This window comes from Microbacterium sp. AC035, assembly GCF_979258485.1.
In genome coordinates this window covers 1,070,662-1,091,134 of the sequence record NZ_OZ409858.1, presented here as the reverse complement: position 1 = coordinate 1,091,134, position 20,473 = coordinate 1,070,662, and the positions used below count along the sequence as shown (strand labels likewise).

24 protein-coding genes are annotated in these 20,473 nt (G+C 67.3%); 9 read left to right on the top strand and 15 right to left on the bottom strand.

The window, feature by feature from the left end:
• Positions 1–5: 5 nt before the first annotated feature.
• Both ACZ0AA_RS05305 and ACZ0AA_RS05300 read left to right on the top strand, forming a co-directional pair.
• Entirely contained in the window at positions 6–440 is a 435-nt protein-coding gene (locus ACZ0AA_RS05305; protein ID WP_400859974.1) for a cupin domain-containing protein, read from the top strand.
• Between the two features lie 48 nt (positions 441–488).
• Positions 489–1,211: a family 16 glycosylhydrolase gene (locus ACZ0AA_RS05300; protein ID WP_400859976.1), complete on the top strand. Its 723-nt coding sequence runs from the start codon at positions 489–491 to the stop codon at positions 1,209–1,211.
• An 8-nt stretch (positions 1,212–1,219) separates the two neighbouring features.
• Here ACZ0AA_RS05300 and ACZ0AA_RS05295 read toward each other — a convergent pair whose 3' ends face one another.
• The 4 genes from ACZ0AA_RS05295 to ACZ0AA_RS05280 are packed head-to-tail and all read right to left on the bottom strand — an operon-like array spanning position 1,220 to position 3,242.
• Entirely contained in the window at positions 1,220–2,020 is an 801-nt protein-coding gene (locus tag ACZ0AA_RS05295; protein WP_463512331.1) for an SURF1 family cytochrome oxidase biogenesis protein, read from the bottom strand.
• Positions 2,021–2,028: 8 nt separating this feature from the next.
• Positions 2,029–2,223 carry a hypothetical protein gene (locus tag ACZ0AA_RS05290; protein WP_463512330.1) on the bottom strand — a complete coding sequence of 65 codons (195 nt, stop codon included), beginning with the start codon at positions 2,221–2,223 and terminating at the stop codon, positions 2,029–2,031.
• Positions 2,220–2,576, bottom strand: a complete 357-nt coding sequence (locus ACZ0AA_RS05285; protein ID WP_463512329.1) for a DUF3099 domain-containing protein — start codon at positions 2,574–2,576, stop codon at positions 2,220–2,222. Before ACZ0AA_RS05285 ends, ACZ0AA_RS05290 begins: the two co-directional genes overlap by 4 nt.
• A 51-nt stretch (positions 2,577–2,627) precedes the next feature.
• Entirely contained in the window at positions 2,628–3,242 is a 615-nt protein-coding gene (locus tag ACZ0AA_RS05280) for a DUF4190 domain-containing protein (protein ID WP_463512328.1), read from the bottom strand.
• Between the two features lie 139 nt (positions 3,243–3,381).
• Here ACZ0AA_RS05280 and ACZ0AA_RS05275 point away from each other — a divergent pair, with 139 nt between their 5' ends.
• Entirely contained in the window at positions 3,382–4,089 is a 708-nt protein-coding gene (locus ACZ0AA_RS05275) for a beta-ketoacyl-ACP reductase (RefSeq protein ID WP_042537549.1), read from the top strand.
• Positions 4,090–4,109: 20 nt separating this feature from the next.
• Here the strand turns inward: ACZ0AA_RS05275 and ACZ0AA_RS05270 are convergent, their stop codons facing one another.
• From ACZ0AA_RS05270 to glgC, 3 genes are all read right to left on the bottom strand, one after another.
• A complete protein-coding gene (locus ACZ0AA_RS05270) occupies positions 4,110–4,808 on the bottom strand; it encodes an alpha/beta fold hydrolase (RefSeq protein WP_463512327.1) in 699 nt (232 codons plus the stop codon).
• A 33-nt stretch (positions 4,809–4,841) separates the two neighbouring features.
• Positions 4,842–5,477, bottom strand: coding sequence for a phosphoserine phosphatase SerB (gene serB, locus ACZ0AA_RS05265; RefSeq protein ID WP_400859987.1), 636 nt, complete (start codon positions 5,475–5,477; stop codon positions 4,842–4,844).
• Between the two features lie 61 nt (positions 5,478–5,538).
• Positions 5,539–6,780 (bottom strand): glucose-1-phosphate adenylyltransferase, encoded by a 1,242-nt coding sequence (gene glgC / locus ACZ0AA_RS05260; RefSeq protein ID WP_400859988.1) that lies wholly within the window; start codon positions 6,778–6,780, stop codon positions 5,539–5,541.
• A gap of 69 nt (positions 6,781–6,849) precedes the next feature.
• On the opposite strand from glgC, the gene glgA reads away from it, so the two are divergent.
• The 3 genes from glgA to ACZ0AA_RS05245 all read left to right on the top strand — a co-directional run bounded on the left by glgA (position 6,850) and on the right by ACZ0AA_RS05245 (position 9,186).
• Positions 6,850–8,034, top strand: a complete 1,185-nt coding sequence (gene glgA, locus ACZ0AA_RS05255; RefSeq protein WP_463512326.1) for a glycogen synthase — start codon at positions 6,850–6,852, stop codon at positions 8,032–8,034.
• A gap of 17 nt (positions 8,035–8,051) precedes the next feature.
• The gene (locus ACZ0AA_RS05250; RefSeq protein ID WP_463512325.1) at positions 8,052–8,837 is read left to right on the top strand and encodes an ABC transporter ATP-binding protein; all 786 of its coding nucleotides are present in this window, start codon (positions 8,052–8,054) and stop codon (positions 8,835–8,837) included.
• Positions 8,838–8,928: 91 nt separating this feature from the next.
• Positions 8,929–9,186 (top strand): type B 50S ribosomal protein L31, encoded by a 258-nt coding sequence (locus ACZ0AA_RS05245; RefSeq protein ID WP_042537536.1) that lies wholly within the window; start codon positions 8,929–8,931, stop codon positions 9,184–9,186.
• Positions 9,187–9,261: 75 nt separating this feature from the next.
• Here the strand turns inward: ACZ0AA_RS05245 and ACZ0AA_RS05240 are convergent, their stop codons facing one another.
• The 3 genes from ACZ0AA_RS05240 to ACZ0AA_RS05230 all read right to left on the bottom strand — a co-directional run bounded on the left by ACZ0AA_RS05240 (position 9,262) and on the right by ACZ0AA_RS05230 (position 12,861).
• Positions 9,262–9,543, bottom strand: coding sequence for a hypothetical protein (locus ACZ0AA_RS05240; protein WP_463512324.1), 282 nt, complete (start codon positions 9,541–9,543; stop codon positions 9,262–9,264).
• A gap of 65 nt (positions 9,544–9,608) precedes the next feature.
• On the bottom strand, positions 9,609–10,856 hold the full coding sequence (locus ACZ0AA_RS05235; protein ID WP_463512323.1) for an alpha/beta fold hydrolase: 1,248 nt from the start codon (positions 10,854–10,856) through the stop codon (positions 9,609–9,611).
• Position 10,857: 1 nt separating this feature from the next.
• Positions 10,858–12,861 (bottom strand): DUF262 domain-containing protein, encoded by a 2,004-nt coding sequence (locus ACZ0AA_RS05230; protein ID WP_463512322.1) that lies wholly within the window; start codon positions 12,859–12,861, stop codon positions 10,858–10,860.
• Between the two features lie 176 nt (positions 12,862–13,037).
• Here ACZ0AA_RS05230 and ACZ0AA_RS05225 point away from each other — a divergent pair, with 176 nt between their 5' ends.
• Together ACZ0AA_RS05225 and ACZ0AA_RS05220 are read left to right on the top strand one after the other, a co-directional pair.
• Entirely contained in the window at positions 13,038–13,811 is a 774-nt protein-coding gene (locus tag ACZ0AA_RS05225) for a hypothetical protein (RefSeq protein ID WP_400860000.1), read from the top strand.
• Positions 13,812–14,000: 189 nt separating this feature from the next.
• Positions 14,001–14,504, top strand: a complete 504-nt coding sequence (locus ACZ0AA_RS05220) for a DUF3145 domain-containing protein (protein ID WP_400860001.1) — start codon at positions 14,001–14,003, stop codon at positions 14,502–14,504.
• Positions 14,505–14,642: 138 nt separating this feature from the next.
• On the opposite strand, the gene yczR is transcribed toward ACZ0AA_RS05220, so the two are convergent.
• Positions 14,643–16,046, bottom strand: coding sequence for a MocR-like transcription factor YczR (yczR, locus tag ACZ0AA_RS05215; RefSeq protein WP_463512321.1), 1,404 nt, complete (start codon positions 16,044–16,046; stop codon positions 14,643–14,645).
• 95 nt (positions 16,047–16,141) lie between these two features.
• Here yczR and yczE point away from each other — a divergent pair, with 95 nt between their 5' ends.
• Positions 16,142–16,807, top strand: a complete 666-nt coding sequence (gene yczE, locus ACZ0AA_RS05210) for a membrane protein YczE (RefSeq protein WP_400860005.1) — start codon at positions 16,142–16,144, stop codon at positions 16,805–16,807.
• A 64-nt stretch (positions 16,808–16,871) separates the two neighbouring features.
• Here the strand turns inward: yczE and ACZ0AA_RS05205 are convergent, their stop codons facing one another.
• From ACZ0AA_RS05205 to ACZ0AA_RS05190, 4 genes are all read right to left on the bottom strand, one after another.
• Complete coding sequence (locus ACZ0AA_RS05205) at positions 16,872–18,110, bottom strand: beta-ketoacyl-[acyl-carrier-protein] synthase family protein (RefSeq protein WP_463512320.1); 1,239 nt, start codon at positions 18,108–18,110, stop codon at positions 16,872–16,874.
• A 90-nt stretch (positions 18,111–18,200) separates the two neighbouring features.
• On the bottom strand, positions 18,201–18,449 hold the full coding sequence (locus tag ACZ0AA_RS05200) for an acyl carrier protein (RefSeq protein WP_017202249.1): 249 nt from the start codon (positions 18,447–18,449) through the stop codon (positions 18,201–18,203).
• Positions 18,450–18,517: 68 nt separating this feature from the next.
• Complete coding sequence (locus ACZ0AA_RS05195) at positions 18,518–19,519, bottom strand: beta-ketoacyl-ACP synthase III (protein ID WP_463512319.1); 1,002 nt, start codon at positions 19,517–19,519, stop codon at positions 18,518–18,520.
• A complete protein-coding gene (locus ACZ0AA_RS05190) occupies positions 19,516–20,436 on the bottom strand; it encodes an ACP S-malonyltransferase (RefSeq protein WP_400860011.1) in 921 nt (306 codons plus the stop codon). The genes ACZ0AA_RS05195 and ACZ0AA_RS05190 overlap by 4 nt, the downstream gene beginning before the upstream one ends.
• Between the last annotated feature and the right edge of the window lie 37 nt (positions 20,437–20,473).

Below are 20,473 nucleotides of genomic sequence, written 5' to 3'. Positions count from 1 at the left end.
GGGGAATGAGCGGATACCAGGTGATCGAGATCGGTGCTCTCGACGAGTGGCGCGCACACCATGGCGGGTTCGACGCGCGGCGCTCGCGCGATGGCCGTCGTGTCGTCGATCACGAGCTGACGATGCAGTACATCGGCCTCACCGCGAACGCCCTCCAACCGGGAGAGGAAGCGGGCTACTGGCACGTCCATTCGCGGGTCGAAGAGCTCTATGTGTTCCTTGACGGGCGCGGGCAGATGGGCCTCGATGACGAGGTCGTGGAGGTGGGCCCGGGAACGGTGATCCGCGTGGGACAGCGCGTCGCGCGCACCTGGCGCGCTCGGCCCGACAGCCCGGGAGAGCTGCGCTGGCTCTGCATCCGAGCTGGAGGGGAAGAGCTTCCACATCTCCCCGATGACAGCGCTCGCCTGCCCGAGAAGCCGATGCCCTGGCGGGACTGAGCGGTGGCTGACCTCCTGCCACCGCGTCCATCATCACCGCCGGCTCTCATGGACGACTTCACGCGGGGGCTCGACGCGGAGAAGTGGATCCCGCACTACCTGCCGCACTGGACGGTGCCCGAGCGGTCTGAAGCGCGATTTGCTTTCGTCGAGGGCGGCCTGGAGCTCCGGATCGAGCACGATCAGCTCGACTGGCGGCCAGAAGACGCCCCGCTTCGGGTGTCGAATCTGCAGACGGCGACGTACTCCGGTCCGGTCGGATCGACCGTCGGCACGCATCGCCACCGCGAAGATGGACTCGTAGTTGAGACGGACACGCCGCAGCGACTGCTCTTCACACCCCGTCGCGGGCGGATCGACGTCACGGTCACGGCGAGCACCGACGAAGGATGCATGCTCGCGGTGTGGCTGGTCGGCACCGAACACCTCTCTGAGACAGACTCCGGCGAGATCTGCATCTTCGAGATCGACGCCTCAGCGATCGGGAGCATGACGAGGGCGCGCGTAGGCATCAAAGCGCACCATGACACGAGGTTGACGACCGACATGGCCGAGGTGACCCTCCCGTTCGATGCCCGGGAGCCGCATACCTGGACAGTGATCTGGGGCGATGGCGAAACGATCATCGGCTGCGACCGACAGGTCGTGCGCCGCTTCGGCCAGGCTCCGGACTATCCCATGGCCCTGATGATCGACCTCTTCGAAATCGGTGGGCCCAAAGGCGCGTATCCCAAGACCGCAGTCATCGGTGAAGTGACGGCCTGGGACTGATCGAAGGATCAGCGCGCGTCGAGCAGTTCGTCCTCGATGTCGGCATCCTTGTCGCGCCGCCGCGACTTCTTCACCGGCGCCGGCATCCCCTCGACCTCTTCACGGTGCTTCACGATCTCGGTGCGGATGATGTACCCGATGAAGACGAAGCCCATCAGTGCGAACAGGATCCACTGGATCGCGTACGACAGATGTGGGCCGGGGTCGTCGGTGGGCGAGTCGAAGCCGCCGAGGGTTCCTTCTCCGGATGGGTCCTCGCTGACGATCTGCCCGTATGCGCTGGTGATGACGTCGCCGCTGACCAACTCGGCGATCGACGGCAGGTTGATCGTGGGCACCTGCCCCTCGGGGGCGCCTCGCCCGGAGGCGGGGAGCTGCTCGCCCGGTCGCAGTCGGACGATGACTTCGACCTCGCCGCTCGGGGGCGCCGGAACAGAATCCGGGGAGTCGCCGTCGCCCGGCGGCACCCATCCACGATCGACGATGAACACGCGACCATCGGCGTCGCGGAACGGCACCAACACCTCGAACGCGCTCGTGCCGCCGTGCGGCCGGTTGCGCACCAGCAGCTGCTGGTCGGCGATGTACTCGCCGTTCAGCACCACGGGATGCCACACGTCACCGGGATCGAGCACTCCATCATCGCCGATGAGGTCGGAGAGCGGGACGGGGTCGGCATCGTAATTCTTCTCGACGAGCGCGATCTGCTCCGTCCGCGTCTCATTGCGCTCGAACTGCCAGTTCGAGAGGAACGCGCAGGCGATCGCGAATCCGATCGCGATCAGCACGTATATGGTCCATCGACCCATCCGGGCACTCACGAGGGCACACCATCTCTCACTGTCACGGGGAAGTCCCTGGCTGCCAGGTAGTCGTGGAGGAATCCGACGTGGTCATCGCACGCGAGCCAGACCTTCTCACGGTCAGCGGCGTGGATACGTGGATTGCGCCACACCACCTGCTTGGTCGCCGCGTCCCGGCATCCGGCACGCGAGCATTCCAGTCCACTCACTCGCGATCCTGGCGGCTCTCGTGGATGGTGAACACGTCAGGCGCGGAGTCGTCTTCGATCGGCAGGGTCGGGGCCGGAGCCGGAGCCTCCAGCTGCTGCACGGGGGACTCCGCCGTCGTCTCGGTGCTGTCGCTCCCCGCATTGGCGAACACGACCGCGATGTAGGGGAGGAGGGCGGCGGCCAGCGCGAACACCCAGGTGTACCAGCCGTACGGCTGAACGAACATCATCAGTGCGAAGCACACGATGCGGATGGTCATCGTGAGCGCGTATCGGCGCACGCGGTGGTCTGCCTCGTCTTTCGGCGATTGCGGAAGCGAGGTGACGGCAGGGACCAGGGGCTTGCTCTTCACGATGAGTCCAGCCTACGCCGGTGCGGGCACGACGGCGCGCCCGTCTGCCGCTCAGGCGGAGAAGAGGAAAGGCAGAGTGAAGGCGCCGAAGAACAGGGCGCTGATCACCGTCATGACGATCCCGATGACCAGGACGGCGACCATGATGTATCCCATGATGAGGCCGGCGAAGGCCATGCCACGGCCGCCGATCGCCGGGTTCTGCTTCGTCTGTCGCAGCGCCATGTGGCCGGTGATGACGGCCACGATCGACGCGAGCAGCGGCACGACCGCCCAGAAGAGCACGATGCCGGCGATTCCGCAGATCAGCGACGTGATCGCGAGTCCGCTGGCAGGGCGAGGAGCGGGGTACGGCGTCGCGCCGTAGTTCGCATAGCCGGCGCCTGGCTGACCCGGTGCAGACCCCCCGTAGTACGGCGGCTGCGCTGGAGCGCCGTACGGCTGAGCCACGGCGGAGCCATAGGGCTGCTGCGGAGCGTACTGTGGCGGCTGCGGCGACTGTGTCGCGTAGCCCTGCGGCGGGGCGACCGACGGCGCAGCGCCGGGATACGCCTGGTAGGGCTGCGCCGAGGGCGCCGGCGGGGCCGGGGGAGCCGATGCGATCGGCGCCGCCGGGGGAGTCTGCTGCTGTCCGTCCGCGGGGGTCGGGATGCTGTTGTCGCTCACGGTGGTGCCTTTCGTCGGGTTCAGCGTTCCAGCCAGGGCATGGATCTGTCAAACGTCCAGCCGGTGACGTCGAGGCATCATCGGTAGGATCGATCACGACCAGGCCGCCATACCCGCACCGGCCAGATCAGGAGTGGAAATGAGTTCTCGCGTCGTGCTCGTCACCGGCGGAAACCGCGGCATCGGTCGCGCGATCGCCGAACGATTCGTCAGGGACGGCTACCGCGTCGCCGTCACGGCTCGCAGCGGCGAAGGCCCCGAGGGCACTCTCACGGTGCGCGCCGATGTCACCGATGCCGCTGCGCTCGATGCCGCCTTCACCGAGGTCGAGCAGCAGCTCGGGCCTGTCGAGGTCGTCGTGGCGAACGCCGGGATCACCAAGGACACCCTGCTGCTGCGGATGAGCGAGGATGACTTCGACAGTGTGGTCGCGACGAACCTCGGCGGCACCTTCCGCGTCGTGAAGCGCGCATCGAAGGGCATGCTCAGGGCTCGATTCGGCCGGGTCATCCTCATCTCCAGCGTCGTAGGCCTCTACGGCTCGGCAGGCCAGGTGAACTACTCCGCGTCGAAGAGCGCGCTCGTCGGGTTCGCTCGGTCGCTCACGCGGGAGCTCGGGGGACGCGGCATCACTGCGAATGTCGTTGCCCCCGGATTCATCGAGACCGACATGACGGCTGAGCTTCCGGAGGAGACTCAGAAGCAGTACAAGGCGAACATCCCCGCCGGACGTTTCGCGACGCCCGATGAGGTGGCGGGCGTCGTCACGTGGCTCGCGGGCGATGACGCCGGGTACATCTCCGGTGCGGTCATCCCGGTGGACGGCGGACTCGGGATGGGTCACTGAGCCGAGTGCACGTCACTGCCTCAGCGTCGACTGATCGCCGCATCCATGAGGTCGGCCAGCCTGCTCGGCACCGAGAACTGCGGCCAGTGACCTGAGCCGATGCGCACGACCTCGGCATCGGCGATCGCCCGGAACTCGTCGGCGTACGGGCCCCACAGCTCGAGCTCGGAGTCGAGCGTCTCTCGGTCCATACCGCCCATGAGCAACGTCACAGGGACGGAATGCCGAGCCCCGGGGCCGAGCACGATCTCGTCGGTGGGCACTCTGGCAGGCACGCTGTGTGTGAGGGGCGTGGTGCGCGCACGCGTCGCGTCGTCGAGGTCGTCGACGTCTTCAGCGGGGAAGAAGTCCCACCCGGGGAAGGGGATGACACCGTCGACGACCTCGAACTCGCTGATGCCGAATCCGGGCGGCGGCGGCACGGTGTCGATGAATACGACCCGCGAGACGCGGTCGGGCCGCGCATCGGCGACACCCCAGGCGACATTGCCTCCGCCGCTGTGACCGACGACGACCACCGGCGTACCGACCGCGTCGACGGCGGCGACAGCGGCGTCGATCCACTCGGCGATGCCGATGTTCGCGGACTCGGCGGCGACCAGGCCCGTGCCGGGCATGGTCAGCGGATGCACCGTGTGTCCTGCGCGCTCGAGCTCGGTGGTCACGTCGCTCCAGCTGGATGCATCGAGCCAGAGACCGGGGATGAGGATGATGTCCATGCGCCCGAGGTTAGACGGGGCCTCGGACATTCGCTAGGGCAGCAGTGCGATGACCTCTGCGAGATCCTGCGGTCCGATGACCAGACTCGCGGCCTCCCGGACAGCGGGCTTCGCGTTGAACGCCAGACCGAGTCCGGCGACCGCCATCATCTGCAGGTCGTTGGCACCGTCGCCGATGGCGATCGTGGCGTGACGGGGCACGCCGAGCTCATCCGCCCACTCCAACAGTGAGGCGGCTTTCACCGCGGCATCAACGATCTCGCCGTCGACCCGACCGGAAAGAGCACCGTCTACGACCTCGAGTCGGTTCGCGCGCCAGCGGTCGACGCCGAGTCCGGGTGCGACATCGTCGAGGATCTCGTGGAACCCGCCGGACACTACGCCGACCACACCCCCGCGCTCATGTACGGCCGCCGTGAGCTCTCGCACGCCGGGAGTGGGCTCGATGCGTGCGAGCACACGCGCGAACCCCGACACCGGAACGCCTTCGAGCGCTGCGACGCGTGAGCGCAGGCTCGTGGCGAAGTCGATCTCTCCGCGCATTGCGGCTTCGGTCGCTGCCTGCACCTCGGCGCCGCGCCCCACCTCGTCGGCGATCAGCTCGATCACCTCGTTGCGGATGAGGGTGGAATCGGCATCGAGGACGACGAGGAATCGCGCGGCGGTCACGCCTCCGAGCCTATCGACCGGAAGCCGCTGGTCAGTGCACGGCGGTCTTCAGCCGACACCGTCAGCGCTCGATGAAGAGGCCCTTGCCCACCACGGTGATGCCGGATTCGGTCACGGTGAAGCCCCGGGCAAGGTCGCGTTCGCGGTCGACACCCACGGTCGCGCCGTCGGCGAGGACGACGTTCTTATCGAGGATCGCGCGATGCACACGGGAGCCCGCGCCGATTCTCACCCCGTCGAAGACGACGGAATCGGTGATGGTCGAACCACCGCCGGCAAGAGTCCACGGCCCGACGACGCTGCGCTCGAGGTGAGTGCCCGAGAGCACGGAACCGAGGGACACGATCGAGTCGATCGCATTGCCGATGCGCCCGACGGAATCGCGCACGAACTTCGCGGGCGGCGAGTTCACGGCCTGCGAGTGGATCGGCCACTCCATGTTGTAGAGGTTGAAGATGGGCAACGTGGAGATCAGATCCATGTGCGCGTCGAAGAAGGAGTCGATGGTACCCACGTCGCGCCAGTACGCGCGGTCGCGCGGCGACGAACCCGGGACGTCGTTCCGCTTCATGTCGTAGTAGCCCGCTTCACCCCGATCGACGAAGTACGGCACGATGTCGCCGCCCATGTCGTGACCCGACGTAGGCGACTCGCCATCCGCCTCGACGGCGGCGATCAGCGCGTCCGCGTCGAAGATGTAGTTGCCCATCGAGGCGAGCACCTCGTGCGGCGAGTCCTCGAGCCCGGCGATGTCGGTCGGCTTCTCGAGGAACTGCTTGATGCGCCCCGACTCCGTGTCCGCGTCGATCACGCCGAACTGAGAGGCCATCGCGAGCGGCTGGCGGATGCCGGCGACGGTGGCCTTCGCGCCCGACTCGATGTGCGCGTCGAGCATCTGCCGGAAGTCCATGCGGTAGACGTGATCGGCGCCGATCACCACGACGATGTCGGGCTTCTCGTCGTTGATGAGGTTGAGGCTCTGCAGGATCGCGTCGGCTGAGCCGGAGAACCAGCGCTTTCCCAGACGCTGCTGCGCCGGCACGGAGGTGACGTAGGAGTCGAGAAGCGCCGACATGCGCCAGGTCTGCGAGATGTGGCGATCGAGGCTGTGCGACTTGTACTGCGTGAGGACGACGACCTGGCGCAGACCCGAGTTGATGAGGTTCGAGATCGCGAAATCGATCAATCGATACTGTCCGCCGAAGGGCACTGCAGGTTTTGCGCGGTCGGCCGTGAGGGGCATGAGACGCTTTCCCTCGCCGCCGGCGAGGATGATGCCGAAGATCTTCTTTGGTGCGGACATGCACCAACCATAGATGTGATTCGGCTCGGCTAACTAGCATCTGGACAAGTGAGTCACTACCGTCTAGACATGCGCGTCGAGATGATCACGAAGGAATACCCGCCGGAGATCTACGGAGGTGCCGGTGTGCACGTCGCAGAGCTCGTCACGGCCCTGCGGCAGAATATCGATGTACAGGTCAGAGCCTTCGGCTCTCCCCGGAATGAGGCGGGTACTTTCTCGTATCAGGCCCCCTCCGAACTGGCTTCCGCCAATGCCGCGCTGCAGACGCTCGGAACCGATCTCGAGATCGTCGCGGCGATCTCCGATGCCGATCTCGTGCACAGCCACACCTGGTACGCGAACTTCGCCGGACATCTCGCGTCGCAGCTGCACGGCATCCCTCATGTGCTGACCGCTCACAGCCTCGAGCCGCTGCGCCCGTGGAAGGCGGAGCAGCTCGGCGGCGGCTACGCGGTGTCGAGCGGGATCGAGAAGCTCGCCTACGAGAACGCGGCGGCGGTGATCGCGGTCAGCGCCGGCATGCGCGAGGACATCCTGCGCAGCTACCCTTCCGTCGACCCCACCCGAGTGCGTGTGATCCACAACGGGATCGACGTCGAGAGGTGGCGTCCGGTGCAGAACCCCGCGTTCCTCGAGTCGGTCGGCATGGACCCCGCTCGACCGTCCGTTGTGTTCGTCGGCCGGATCACGCGTCAGAAGGGTCTGCCGTATCTGCTGCAGGCCGCTCGTCTGCTGCCCCCGGAGGTCCAGCTGATCCTCTGCGCCGGGGCACCGGACACCCCCGAGATCATGGCGGAGGTGCAGGAGGGCGTGCGACTCCTCCAGCAGACCCGCGAGGGAGTCATCTGGATCGATCGGATGCTGCCGCGTGACGAGCTCTCGGCCATCCTCACGGCGGCCACGACGTTCGTATGCCCGTCGGTGTATGAACCGCTGGGAATCGTGAACCTCGAGGCGATGGCCTGTGGTGCCGCTGTCGTCGGCACCGCCACCGGCGGCATCCCCGAGGTCGTGGACGACGGCGTCACCGGGCGCCTCGTGCCGATCGAGCAGCTGCAGGACGGCACAGGGACACCGGTCGATCCCGAGCGCTATGTCGCCGACCTCGCGAGCGTGCTCACCGAGGTGACATCCGATCCTGAGACGGCTCGCGCCTACGGCGCGGCCGGTCGGGAGCGCGCACGCGATGAGTTCAGCTGGGATGCGATAGCCGACACCACGCGCGCGCTGTACGCGGAGCTGACCGCTTGAGCCGATAGGCTGGAGGCATGTCGATCGCCCTGGAATTCACCGACGTCGTCGTGCGCCGCGAGGGGCGCGACATCATCGATCACGTGACCTGGCAGGTCGACGACGATCAGCGATGGGTGATCCTCGGACCCAACGGCGCCGGCAAGACCACGCTGCTCCAGCTGGCAGACACGCTGATGCACCCCACCGCCGGAACCGTCACGGTGCTGGGCGAGACGCTCGGGCGAACGGACGTGTTCGAGCTGCGGCCTCGCATCGGCTTCGCCTCCTCGGCGATGGCGAAGCGCGTGCCGCGCGACGAGACGGTGCTGAACACGGTGCTCACGGCGGCGTACTCCGTCCTGGGTCGCTGGAACGAGAACTACGAGGACATCGATGAGCGCCGTGCTCTGCGCGTGCTCGGCGACTGGCGTCTCGACCACCTGGCTGATCGCACGTTCGGCACCCTGAGCGACGGTGAGCAGAAGCGGGTCCAGATCGCCCGAGCGGTGATGACCGATCCCGAGCTGCTGCTGCTCGACGAGCCGACGGCCTCCCTCGATCTGGGCTCGCGCGAGGAGCTGCTCACGCTCCTGAGCGGCTATGCCTCATCGCCGACGACACCCGCGATGCTGATGGTCACGCATCACGTCGAGGAGATCCCGGTCGGGTTCACGCATGTTCTGCTCATGCGCGAGGGGCGCATCGTGGCAGCCGGCCCCGTCGCCGAGACCCTGACCGCCGACGCCCTGACAGAGACGTTCGGCATGCCGATCGTGCTCAGCAGCGAAGACGGTCGCTACGCGGCCCGCGCGGCATCCTGACGCGGATCTGATAGAATCGATCCTTGGTGCTCTCTGCACCGCAGACTTCCCTCGTCCCTGGCACAATCCAGGGCAGCAACTAAGGAATCCCATGAAGACTGACATTCACCCCGTGTACAAGGCAGTCGTGTTCCGCGACCTCGGCTCGGGCGAGACGTTCCTCACCCGTTCGACGGTCTCGAGCGACAAGACGATCGAGCTCGACGGCGTCGAGTACCCCGTCATCGACGTCGAGATCTCGTCGGCGTCGCACCCGTTCTACACGGGCAAGCAGCGCATCATGGACTCGGCCGGCCGCGTCGAGAAGTTCAACCAGCGCTTCAAGGGCTTCGGCGGATCGTCCAAGTAACGACCACCGCGATCGAAGGCCCCGTGTTCCTCGGAACACGGGGCCTTCGTCGTCTCCTCGCGGGTCGCGAGCGGGTCAGATGTCGATGACGATGCGTTCGCCGTCGATCCTGCTGGGCGGGTCGCCGGGAGAGGGCGCGGGCGCGGTGCGCTTCGTCTGGCGGTCGCGCTCCATCCCGGCCTCATGCGCCGACGGCATCCAGATCGCGTCGAACGAACCGCCCAGCCCGCCGCCTGCGCTCTCGTACTTCTTCTCGAGCGGCGCCTTCGCGTAGAGGGCCACGATCACCACGACGATCGCGATCACGACGACGAGGAGGATCGCGATCGTGAGGAGCATCCCGAGTGTGTCGGCCATGAGACCAGGCTATGCGGCTCCCGCCGCGTCGGCATCCGTCTGCAGGAGGATTCCGGCGGAGATGATCACCGGATGCGACGCCCGTGCGCGAGATCGATCAGATGCGTCAGCACCGGACCTGAGCGGACGCCGTTGTGCTCGTGCTCGCTGGTCACCCAGAGCGCCACACCGGGCAGGAGCCGGGCGGTCTCGAGCGAGAACTCCATCGGAACGTAGACGTCGTTCACGTACACCGCGGCGGCGCCCGTCGCACCGGAGCTCGCGAGGGCGACCTCGTTGTAGATCTGTGGCCACTCGAAGTCCGCCAGTGCGACTGTGACGTCGCGCCACGGCTGGAACGCCGGCACCGTCTCGGTCCATTCCCGGCGGATGTGCTCACCCGTGAACAGTGTGACGTCGTCGCGGAAGTCCTGGGGCTCGGTGCGTTCCGCCGACCAGCGCGTGGCCTGCCCGCTCGCGTAGCTCGACTCGTGGAAAGCGAAGTACAGAGGGTTTCGTCCGCTGTACGGCATGGCGTGCATCAGGTCATGGCGGAACGCGTTCGACGATGGGTCGCGCTCCAGCAGCGACCACACCGTCTGCCAGCCGTCGTTCGTGCCCAGCGCCGAGCCGACCGAGCGAAGGCGCGAGGGCGAGACCACTTCGCCGTCTGGGAGCACGATGTCACCGGCGTCTGCCCGGTCGACCAGGCGGCGCATGGCGTCCCGGTGCTCGGGGAACCTGCGGTAATACCTCTCGGAGGCCGAGCGCATCTTGTCGTAGCAGAGTGCATAGACGTCGTCGGGGTGCCGGTTCACGGTGCTGAGTCCCCCCGTGATGAACACGTCGGCGATCGAGTCCGCGTCGGTCGACAGGTAAGCCAGGGTGGTGAATCCGCCGAAGGACTGGCCGAGCACGCTCCACGTCTCCGCGCCGAGGTGCTCGCGCATCGCCTCGCAGTCGCGCACGATCGAGTCTGCGCGCAGATGCGTGAGGTATTCGGCGACCACGGCGGAGCCCTGGGCGAGATCGGCGTCGCCGACGGGGGTCGACAGTCCGGTGCCGCGCTGGTCGAGCATCACGACGCGGTAGTGCGCGAGTGCTTCGTCGAGCCAGGCCGGGGAGGTCGACGAATGGAACGGCCGGGGAGCCTCGTGGCCAGGACCGCCCTGCAGGAACACCAGGTAGGGGAGTCGCTCGCCCCCGTCGCGCGTGACGACGCGGGCGAAGACATCGATCGTCCGGCCGTCCGATGCGTCCCCCCACACCAGCGGGACTGTGAGCGTGTGCTCTTCGACGGTCAGATCGAGGAGGCGGCGGATGGTGGTCGTCATGTCACATCACATTCCCGATGTAGGAGTACTTGACGAACACCTCCGAGGCGATGTCCGCCTCGTGGAGCACGCCCTGCACTGCGTTCATCATGTAGTTCGAATCCCAGCCCATGTAGAGATGGTGTGTCTCGTCGAGCTGATCCCATTGACCTTTCCAGGCCATCGAGTCGTAGATCGGACCGCCGTGGGCGGTGCAGTACGACACGGCGGCGTCGCGCGTGTCCGTCCACGCACGGCGGAAGACGCGGTTGAAGAGATGCTTCACGTCGAAGACCTCCCAGCGCTCTCCGCGGTACTCGACGTACTCGAACTCCCGCTCCCACCCCGCCGGCCAGCCGCGTCGGCGGACCGCGTCGAGGACCGGTGTGAGGCCGTCGTCATCGATCTCGGGCAATGCAGGGCGAGACCAGATCCGCAGCAGGTCGGATGTGAGCCGGATCGTGCGCTGCGAGATGGCCGCGGTTCCCCATGCCTCTGTGGCCATGAGGGCCCTGGTCTCGGGGACGGAGCTGCGAGCGTATGCGGCGTCGCGTTTCGCGGCGTACGACTCTCCGAAGACCCGTTCGGCGAGCGACTGCTCGAGCAGCGTGAGGTTGCCGAGGGTCGGGGCGAGTGCGCGATGCGCGTTGCGCTCGTCATCCGAGTAATCGATCCACGGGCGCAGGCCGTCGCCTGACCAGCTGTCGCTGGGGACTGTGGGCACGATGTGCTCCACATCGAAACGGTCCGGGTCGTCGACCCCTTCGAGTCGACCGAGCACGTAGGCGGGGTGGGGGAGCTCGCTGTACTTCAGCACGGCGCTGACGCGCTCGTCCGACGGCGTGATCCGGGCGAATGCGCGCGCCAGAGCGTCTCGGCCGTTCGCCCTGGCGCGACAGAGCCGAGCCACGAGTCGCTCGTTCGGAAGATTGACGAGTGTTCGGCGCAGATACATCGCCTGGATCCACTCGAGTGTCTCGATGAGCTCGCCGCGTTCGATGAGTCCGCGGGAGTGGTCGCTGTAGACGCTCAGGACGAGAGGGTATGACGCGCGGCCGAAGGTGTTCACGAATCGCAGCTGCCGTGCGATCTCGAGGTCCCGCTCGAGCGACGGGTCGAGCAGGATGCCGTAGATCTCGGCGTAGTGACGCCAGACCTCGGCGTCCGCCTGCAGGTGATCGAGGTCGACGCGGGGGAACGACTGCCGGAAGGCGCTGTACACACCGTGCTCGCCGTTCGCCGCGACTTCGCGACCTGTGGTCATCACGAGATAGTGCCGCCAGAACGCCCCGATGGTCTCACCGGTGTGCTGCTCGATCGGGAGCCAGAACCGGGCCTCGACATCGAGCTGCTCGGCGTGGGTCAACCCCATCAGCATGTAGTTGTGGATGAGTTCGTGATCGCGCAGGGGCTCGCCCGTGGAGTTCAGGCTCTCGAAGATCTGCTGGGCGTTCGCGTCGGCGCCGAGCGTGATCGAGACGTGCTCGAGCTTCTGCAGCCCCGCCCAGATCTGCGGCGCCTCGTCGGCGTGCACCTGGCTGCGGAAGAACGCGTAGTTGTCATCGAACCGCGACTCGCGCTCTTCCTGCACCTCCCGATCCAGCACCACGGATTCGTAGAGCTCGGCCCACGCGTCGTGCGGCCGCAGCTTCGTGCGTGAGGGGTCGTCCGGGCGCACGAGCACTCGGTCGAGGTCGGCGGCGAGCAGAGGGTCGGTGTGCTGAACCGCATGCCGGAGTGCGGCGACGAGCAGCATCAACGTCGTGATGCGCTGCTGACCGTCGATCAGGACGAGGTCGGTGTCGGCCTCGCTGTCGTCCGCGGCCGAGAGGATCGATCCGATGAAGTGGCGGTGCGACGAGTCTTCGCGAGCGACTGCCCTGACGTCGGAGAGGAGCTGTTCGCAGCCGCCGATGTCCCACCGGTACTGACGCTGGTACACCGGCACGACGATGGTGGTGGAGTCCTGCGCGAGCCACTCGATCGTGTTGACAGCTTTCGCCTCGACGTTGGTCGCAGTGCTCATGCTGGTGTCTCGTCCTCCCGTAGCGCCCGGCGCCGAGGAGTCGCCAGGCGCCCGATTCAGTCTATTCGCTTATTCACGGTGGCCCTCGGCGGCGCTCCAGAGGTGCCCTGTTAGGCTTGCCTTATCAGGGCCTGTTAAAACGTGCTGGCCCCCGATGAAAGGACATGACCTAGATCATGGGATACATCAAATCGAAGGCGCTCGAAGACAAGGGCTTCGTCGTTCTCGACAGCTACGACCAGGAGCTCGACCCCAAGGAGTGGCTCGACATCGAGTACAACGACTGGAAGTCGTCGGGGGACACCCGCTTCGCTCCGCTCGCCAGTGCGAAAGGCGAGATCGAGTGCAACGGCTTCTGGAACCACAAGCCGCCGCGCACCGACAAGGACGGCGTCTGGATCGACTCGCAGACCGCCAAGGCGCCGAACCTCACGCGCCGCGCGCAGGAGCCGGGTGCCAACGTCGGCCGCTGCCGTGTGATCGAGCTTCAGCCGACCCCGTACGGCGAGTGCCTCTACAACCTGCACCAGGACGACAACAACCGTCTGAACCCCGACGGCACCGGCTGGGTCGTCCGAGGCTTCTTCAACCTCAGCGATGACAAGGACAGCTTCTTCGTCCTCCGCGAGAACCGCACCGACCCGAGCATCGAGTACCGCATCGCGCTGCCCGCAGGAGCGCAGCTGATCGTCGACACGCAGCGTCTGTGGCACGCGGCGACCCACGTCGGCACCGAGCCCCGCTACTGCCTCATCACGTCGTGGACGTCGGGCCCCGAGCTCGACGCCTATATCGAGAAGTACAACGGCACGCAGGATGTGCCGAACGTCGAGGTGCCGCAGGACGTGCTCGAGGCCGGCTACGCCGAGCAGGCTCGTCGTGACGCCGCCCGCGCCGCGTACTACGCCGCGAAGGGCCAGCAGGTCAAGCAGGCCATGAGCGAGGCGTGATCCTCGTCTGATACACGACCGCTCGCGGTCCGAAGGCCCCGGTCCTTGTGACCGGGGCCTTCGCCGTGTGAATCACATGCTTGTGATTTCGCCTGGTCTGGGCGAGAATAGCCCCATAACCGCATATTCACGCCAGTTCTCGTTGTTTCAGGTCGTTGGGGAAGACGCACCTGATGAAACGGAGAGATCATGGCGACGGCTTACGCACGCGGAGTGGTGTTCATCCACTCTGCACCTCGCGCGCTCTGCCCGCACCTGGAATGGGCGGTCGGACGCGCTATCGGTCGCGCGGTGAACTTCGACTGGAGCGACCAGCCGGTGCTCGACGGCGCTCGTCGTGCCGAGTTCTACTGGGACGGCCCGGTCGGCACGGGTGCTGCTCTCGCGACCGCGATCCGCGGATGGGAGCATCTGCGTTTCGAGGTGACGGAAGATCCGACGCCCCGCAGCGACGGCGGACGCTGGCTGCACACGCCTGACCTCGGCATCCACTACGCCCAGACGGATGCGGCGGGCAACATCGTCATCGGCGAGGACCGCATCCGCTATGCGATGGAGATCGCCGCCGGCAGTGCGACCGAGCTGCAGCGCGAGCTCGATATCGCGCTCGGCGCCGCGTGGGACGAGGAGCTGGAGCCGTTCCGTCATGCGAGCGACGACGCACGCGTCGTGTGGCTGCACAAGGTCGGCTGAGCCGACACCCCAGACCTGGAACGGGAAGGCGCGAGTATCGGATGCCGGTGAGTGATCCCGGACGCCGAGAAGGCGAATTCCCGTTCCACACATGACGAAGACCTCGTTCCTGAAGATCAGGGACGGGGTCTTCGTCTGTCAGATGACAGCCGAGCGCGGGATCTCGGACTCGGCCGCGGTTCCTCCGGCCATGACGTCCTCCCACGCGAGTCGGAGTCGGTCCATCGCCTCTGCGGTGCGCTCAGGTGTCAGGGTGATCGGAATCCGCAGGCGCCTCTCGAGCACGCCGCCGGTGGAGAATCGCGGCCCTGGCGGAAGGATCAGTCCGTGATCACGCGCGGCGAGCGATAGAGCTGTCGACACCGGGGCGCCCAGGTCGAGCCAAGCGGAGAGCCCACCGCTCGTCGGCGGCATGGACACGGTGTCGAAGGACTCGAGTCCCGCCGCCACGGCGGCGCGACCTGCCCGCAGGCGTGTCGCGACGTGCGCGGTGAGCGCCGGCATCTCCTGCAGCAGCTCGACGGCGATGCACTGTTCGAGCAGCGCCGTGCCGAGCTCGAACGAGGGGCGGGTGGCGAGCAGGCGGGCCATCACCGAGCGGTCGGCCCGGATCCAGCCGATGCGCATGCCGCCCCAGGCGATCTTCGACATCGAGCCCACGGTGATCACATGCGGGCTGAACGCCGAGAAGGGCAGCGGGGTCCACTCCCGATCGATGTCGAGTTCGGCGGTCGTCTCATCGATGATCAGGTGCGTGCCGACGCTCCGAGCCGTCGCCGCGATTCGCGACCGCTCGACATCCGAGAGCGTGGCTCCCGTCGGATTGTGGAAGTCGGGGATGAGGTAGGCGAGGTGGGGACGGCCGCGCAGCAGAGTGTCGGTGAGGTGGCCCTCATCCCATCCCGTGACATCGACCGGGGTCGGCAGCAGCCGGTAGCCGTGGCGGTGAAGTGCCTCGAGTGCATGCGGGAAGGTGGGCTGCTCGACGAGTGCGCGCTCGCCCCGTCGGCCGATCGTGGCGAGCAGCAGGTTGAAGGCGTTGAGCGCACCGGATGTGATCATGATCTCGTCGGCATGCGTCGGCACTCCCCGCTGCGTGAATCGCTGCGCCACCGCCTCACGTAGCTCGGGAAGGCCCCGCAGTGAGTAGCCGCTGGTGCCGCGCATCGCCGCGAGCCGGGGGAGTGATCGCACGGTCGCGTCGTACAGCCCTGGTGTCGAATCCATCGATGCGATCGACAGATCGATGGCCGACTCGTCTTCTGCACCTCTTCCCGGGGCGACGGTATGCGGCAGGGTGACCCGAGTGCTGCCCCCGTGCAGCCGTGAGACGTACCCGTCGCCCTCCAGAAGGTCGTAGACACGGGTCGTCGTCGAGCGGGAGCGACGCAGCTCCAGCGCGAGCGCTCGCTCGCTCGGCAGCCGTTCGCCCACAGTGAGTCGACCGTCGAGGATCAACGCGCGGATGTGCTCGGCGAGGGCCTTCGCCGTGGCGCCGGCGATGTTGTGGGCACCGAGCTGCTGGACGAGCCGTGAGGTCATGACTCCAGCATGCACCAAAGTGGCCTGAAGAAAGCAGGCCACTTCTCACCGAGTGGTCTCGTGAACGCGATGGACGACTGGGCCAGCATTGAGGGATGCGACTTCGTTCCGTCCTCCTCCCGATCAGCGCCACCAGCCCCCGCGACGTCGTCGAGCGCATCGTGCAGCTGCTCGTCGGCCTGTTCCTCTACGGCGTCGCCCTCGGGCTGATGGTGCGCGGCGGTATCGGCGTCGCCCCGTGGGACGTCCTCGCACTCGGAGTCTCGGGGCAGACGGGGATCGGATACGGGGCGGTCACCGTGCTCGTGTCGGTGCTGGTGCTGCTGCTGTGGATCCCGTTGCGGCAGCGGGTCGGGCTCGGGACGCTGCTCAACGCCCTGCTCGTCGGACCCAGCGCAGATCTGGCTCTCGCCGTCATTCCCGCACCGTCGTCGATCTGGGTCGGCGCTCCGATGTTCGTGGCCGGGCTTCTGCTGCTCGCCTTCGCCACCGGTCTCTACATCGCGGCAGACTTCGGTCCCGGCCCGCGAGACGGTCTGATGACGGGGCTCGTGGGGCGCACGGGGTGGCCCGTGTGGCTCGTGCGCACGCTCATCGAGGGGAGCGTCCTGCTGATCGGCTTCCTGCTCGGCGGTCCGGTGGGCGTGGGGACGGTGCTCTTCGCCTTCGGAGTCGGGCCCCTGATCGGCTGGTTCCTGCCGTGGACCACTCGCGTCCGTGCGGCGAGGTCGCGCCAGCTCGCACGCGCGTCCGCGCGCTAGGTCCTCAGAGACGAGGAGCGGCCCCCGGGATAACCCGGGGGCCGCTGTTCGTCTCTGTCGCAGGTCAGTCGGCGCTCGCGAAGACGGCGACGGCGTTGTGGCCGCCGAAGCCGAACGAGTTGCTGATCGCGATCTGCGGGCCGTCGCCGAGGGGCGTGGGCTCGCCGGAGAGGCGGAACGGCACGGCCGGGTCGGGCTCGGTCATGTTGATCGTCGGCGGGGCGACGCGGTCGCGGAGCGCGAGCAGCGAGAAGATCGCCTCGAGGGCTCCCGTGCCGCCGAGCAGGTGGCCGGTCGACGCCTTGGTGGCCGAGACGGGGATCTCGTCGATCCGCTCGCCGAAGACCTTCCTCAGCGCGACGTACTCGTTGGGGTCTCCCACGGGGGTCGACGTCGCGTGCGCGTTGATGTGGGTCACCTGGTCGGCGGTGATGCCGGCCTCGTCGAGCGCCTGCGTGACGGCGCGTGCGGCCCCGTTGCCCTCGGGGTCGTTGCCTGTGATGTGGTACGCGTCAGCGGTGACGCCACCGCCGAGCACGTAGCCGTAGATCTTGGCACCGCGCGCCTTGGCATGCTCCTCGGTCTCGAGGATGAGCACGGCTGCGCCCTCGCCCATGACGAAGCCGTCGCGGTCGATCGCGCCGGGACGCGAGGCTGTGGCCGGGTCGTCGTTGCGGCGGGACAGAGCCTGAGCAGAGGCGAACGACGCCATCGTGATCGGGTGGATGGCCGATTCTGTGCCGCCGGCGATCACGACGTCGGCGAGACCGTCCTGCAGGTGGTGGAAGGCGTGGATGATCGACTCGGTGCTGGAGGCGCATGCGCTGACGACGGTCTGCGCATACGCGCGAGCCTGGAACTGCAGCGACAGGTTGCCGGCTGCGGCATTCGGCATCAGCATCGGGACGGTCAGCGGCATCACACGGCGGGGGCCCTTCTCACGCAGGGTGTCCCACGCGTCGAGGAGAGTCCAGAGGCCGCCGATGCCGGTCGCGAAGTCGACTCCCAGGCGCTCGGGAGCGACCTCGGGGGAGCCGGCGTCCGCCCAAGCCTCACGTGCGGCGATGAGAGCGAACTGCGACGAGGGGTCGAGCCGCTTCGCCTCGTGGCGGGGCAGGACCTCTTCGGGGCGGACGATCGCTTCGGCCGCGAAGGTGACGGGGAGGTCGTATTCCTTCACCCAGTCGTGCTCGAGGGTGCGGGTGCCGGACCGGCCGGCGAGCAGGTTCGCCCAGTTCTCGGGGGCGGTCCCGCCGATGGCGGACGTGGCGCCGATGCCGGTGACGACGATGCGCTTGGTCATGTGTGGTTCCTTGTCGGGCGGGTCGAGCGGAGAACGGGCAAGGCGGAGGATGCCACGCCCCGCGAGCGCGGGGGTGGCATCCTGCGAGGATTACTCCTGGCCTGCGACGATGAAGTTGACGGCGTCGCCGACGGTCTTGAGGTTCTTGACCTCGTCGTCGGGGATGGTGACGCCGAACTTCTCTTCTGCGTTGACGACGATCGTCATCATCGAGATCGAGTCGATGTCGAGGTCGTCGGTGAACGACTTCTCGAGGGCGACCTCGGATGCGTTGATGCCGGTCTCGTCGGTGATCAGCTCTGCGAGGCCTGCGAGGACCTCATCGTTGGTGAAAGCCATGTGGTCTTCCTCTTTCTTACGGGTTGTATTCGGAACCGTGGAACAGTCTAGGGAAAGTCGGCGCGTTCTCAGGGGAGGACGACGACCTGAGCGGCGAACACGAGTCCGGCGCCGAAGCCGATCTGCAGCGCGAGACCACCCGAGAGCTCGGGGTGCTCGGCCATCAGACGGTGGCTCGCGAGAGGGATCGAGGCGGCCGACGTGTTGCCGGTGGTCTCGATGTCGCGTGCGATCACCGTGGACTCGGGGAGCTTGAGCTGCTTCGCGAACTCGTCGATGATGCGCATGTTCGCCTGGTGCGGGATGAACGCGGCGATGTCGGTCGGCTCGACGCCGGCCTTGTTGAGCGCTTCGCGCGCGACCTTCGCCATCTCCCACACGGCCCAGCGGAAGACCGTCTGACCCTCCTGGCGCAGGGTCGGCCACGGCACCTCGCCGTCGCGGAACTCGGTGAGAGTCGCGTTCATGCCGACCGCATCGGCCTTCGAACCATCCGATCCCCACACCGCCGGGGCGATGCCCGGCGTGTCGCTGGGGCCGATGAGGGCGGCGCCGGCGCCGTCGCCCAGCAGGAACGAGATGCTCCGGTCGGCCGGATCCACGACGTCTGACAGCTTCTCGGTGCCGATCACGAGGGCGTAGCGGGCGGCACCGGACTTGATCAGCGCGTCTGCCTGAGTGATCGCGTAGGCATAGCCCGCGCAGGCGGCGTTGACGTCGTATGCAGCCGCCGGGTTCGCACCGACGCGGTCGGCCACGATCGCCGAGACGGACGGCGACTGCTTGGGGTTGCTGATGGTGGCGACGATCACGAGGTCGACCTGGTCGGCAGGGATGCCGGACTTCTCGATGGCCTCTGCTCCGGCGATCGTGGCGAGGTCGATCGCATCCGTGCCCTTGTCGGCTCGCACGCGGGTGACGATGCCGGTGCGCTGGCGGATCCACTCGTCGCTCGAGTCGATCGGGCCGATCAGGTCGTCGTTCGGCACGGCGTTCTCGCCGCGGGCAGCGCCATAGGAGTAGATCCGCGTATAGGCGGGACCGGTGATCTGGTTCAGGATGGGGCTCATGCGGCTTCTCCGTTCAGCAGCGCGACGGCCGCATCGAGATCATCGGGGGTCTTCACAGCCACGGAGGGGACTCCGCGCAGGCCGCGCTTGGCGAGTCCGGTGAGCGCGCCCGCGGGTGCGAGCTCGATCAGACCGGTGATGCCGTGTTCAGCGAACGACGACATGCAGAGGTCCCAGCGCACCGGCGACGACACCTGGTCGACGAGGTAGCTCAGGGCCTGCGATCCGTCGGTGACCACGGATCCGTCGCGGTTCGTCCAGAGTGTGATCTCGGGGTCGGCCGGGGCGACCGTGGCGACCGCGTCGCGCAGTGCGGCGACCGCCGACGCCATGTACGACGTGTGGAACGCTCCGGCGACCTGCAGCGGGATGACGCGGGTGCCTTTGACGGGTTCGGTGGCGAGAGCGTCGAGCCCGGCGAGCTCGCCGGCGACGACGAGCTGGCCGCCGCCGTTGTAGTTCGCGGGGGAGAGCCCGAGTTCGGTGAGACGGGTGAGCACGGTCTCTTCGTCTCCGCCCAGCACGGCGCTCATGCCGGTCGGGGTCTGGGACGCGGCGTCCGCCATCGCCCGACCTCGGATGCCGACCAGGCGCATGCCGGTGTCGGCATCGATCACACCGCTGCTCACGAGCGCGGCGATCTCGCCGACCGAGTGTCCGGCGACACCGTCGGCTCGGCGACCGGCACGCGCATTGAGCGCGTTCGCAGCGATCAGCGACGCAGCGACGATCAGAGGCTGGGCGATGCGCGTGTCTCTGATCGTGTCAGCGTCTGACACTGTTCCGTGCTGCTGGAGATCGACCTCCGCCGCCTCGGAAAACGCGGCGAGGCTGTCTGCCGCACCGTCGAGTTCGAGCCAGGGGGAGAGGAATCCGGGGGTCTGCGAGCCCTGTCCAGGGCATACGACGACAATCACAGACCCCAGTCTGCCAACGATCTGCGGTGAGCGGTGG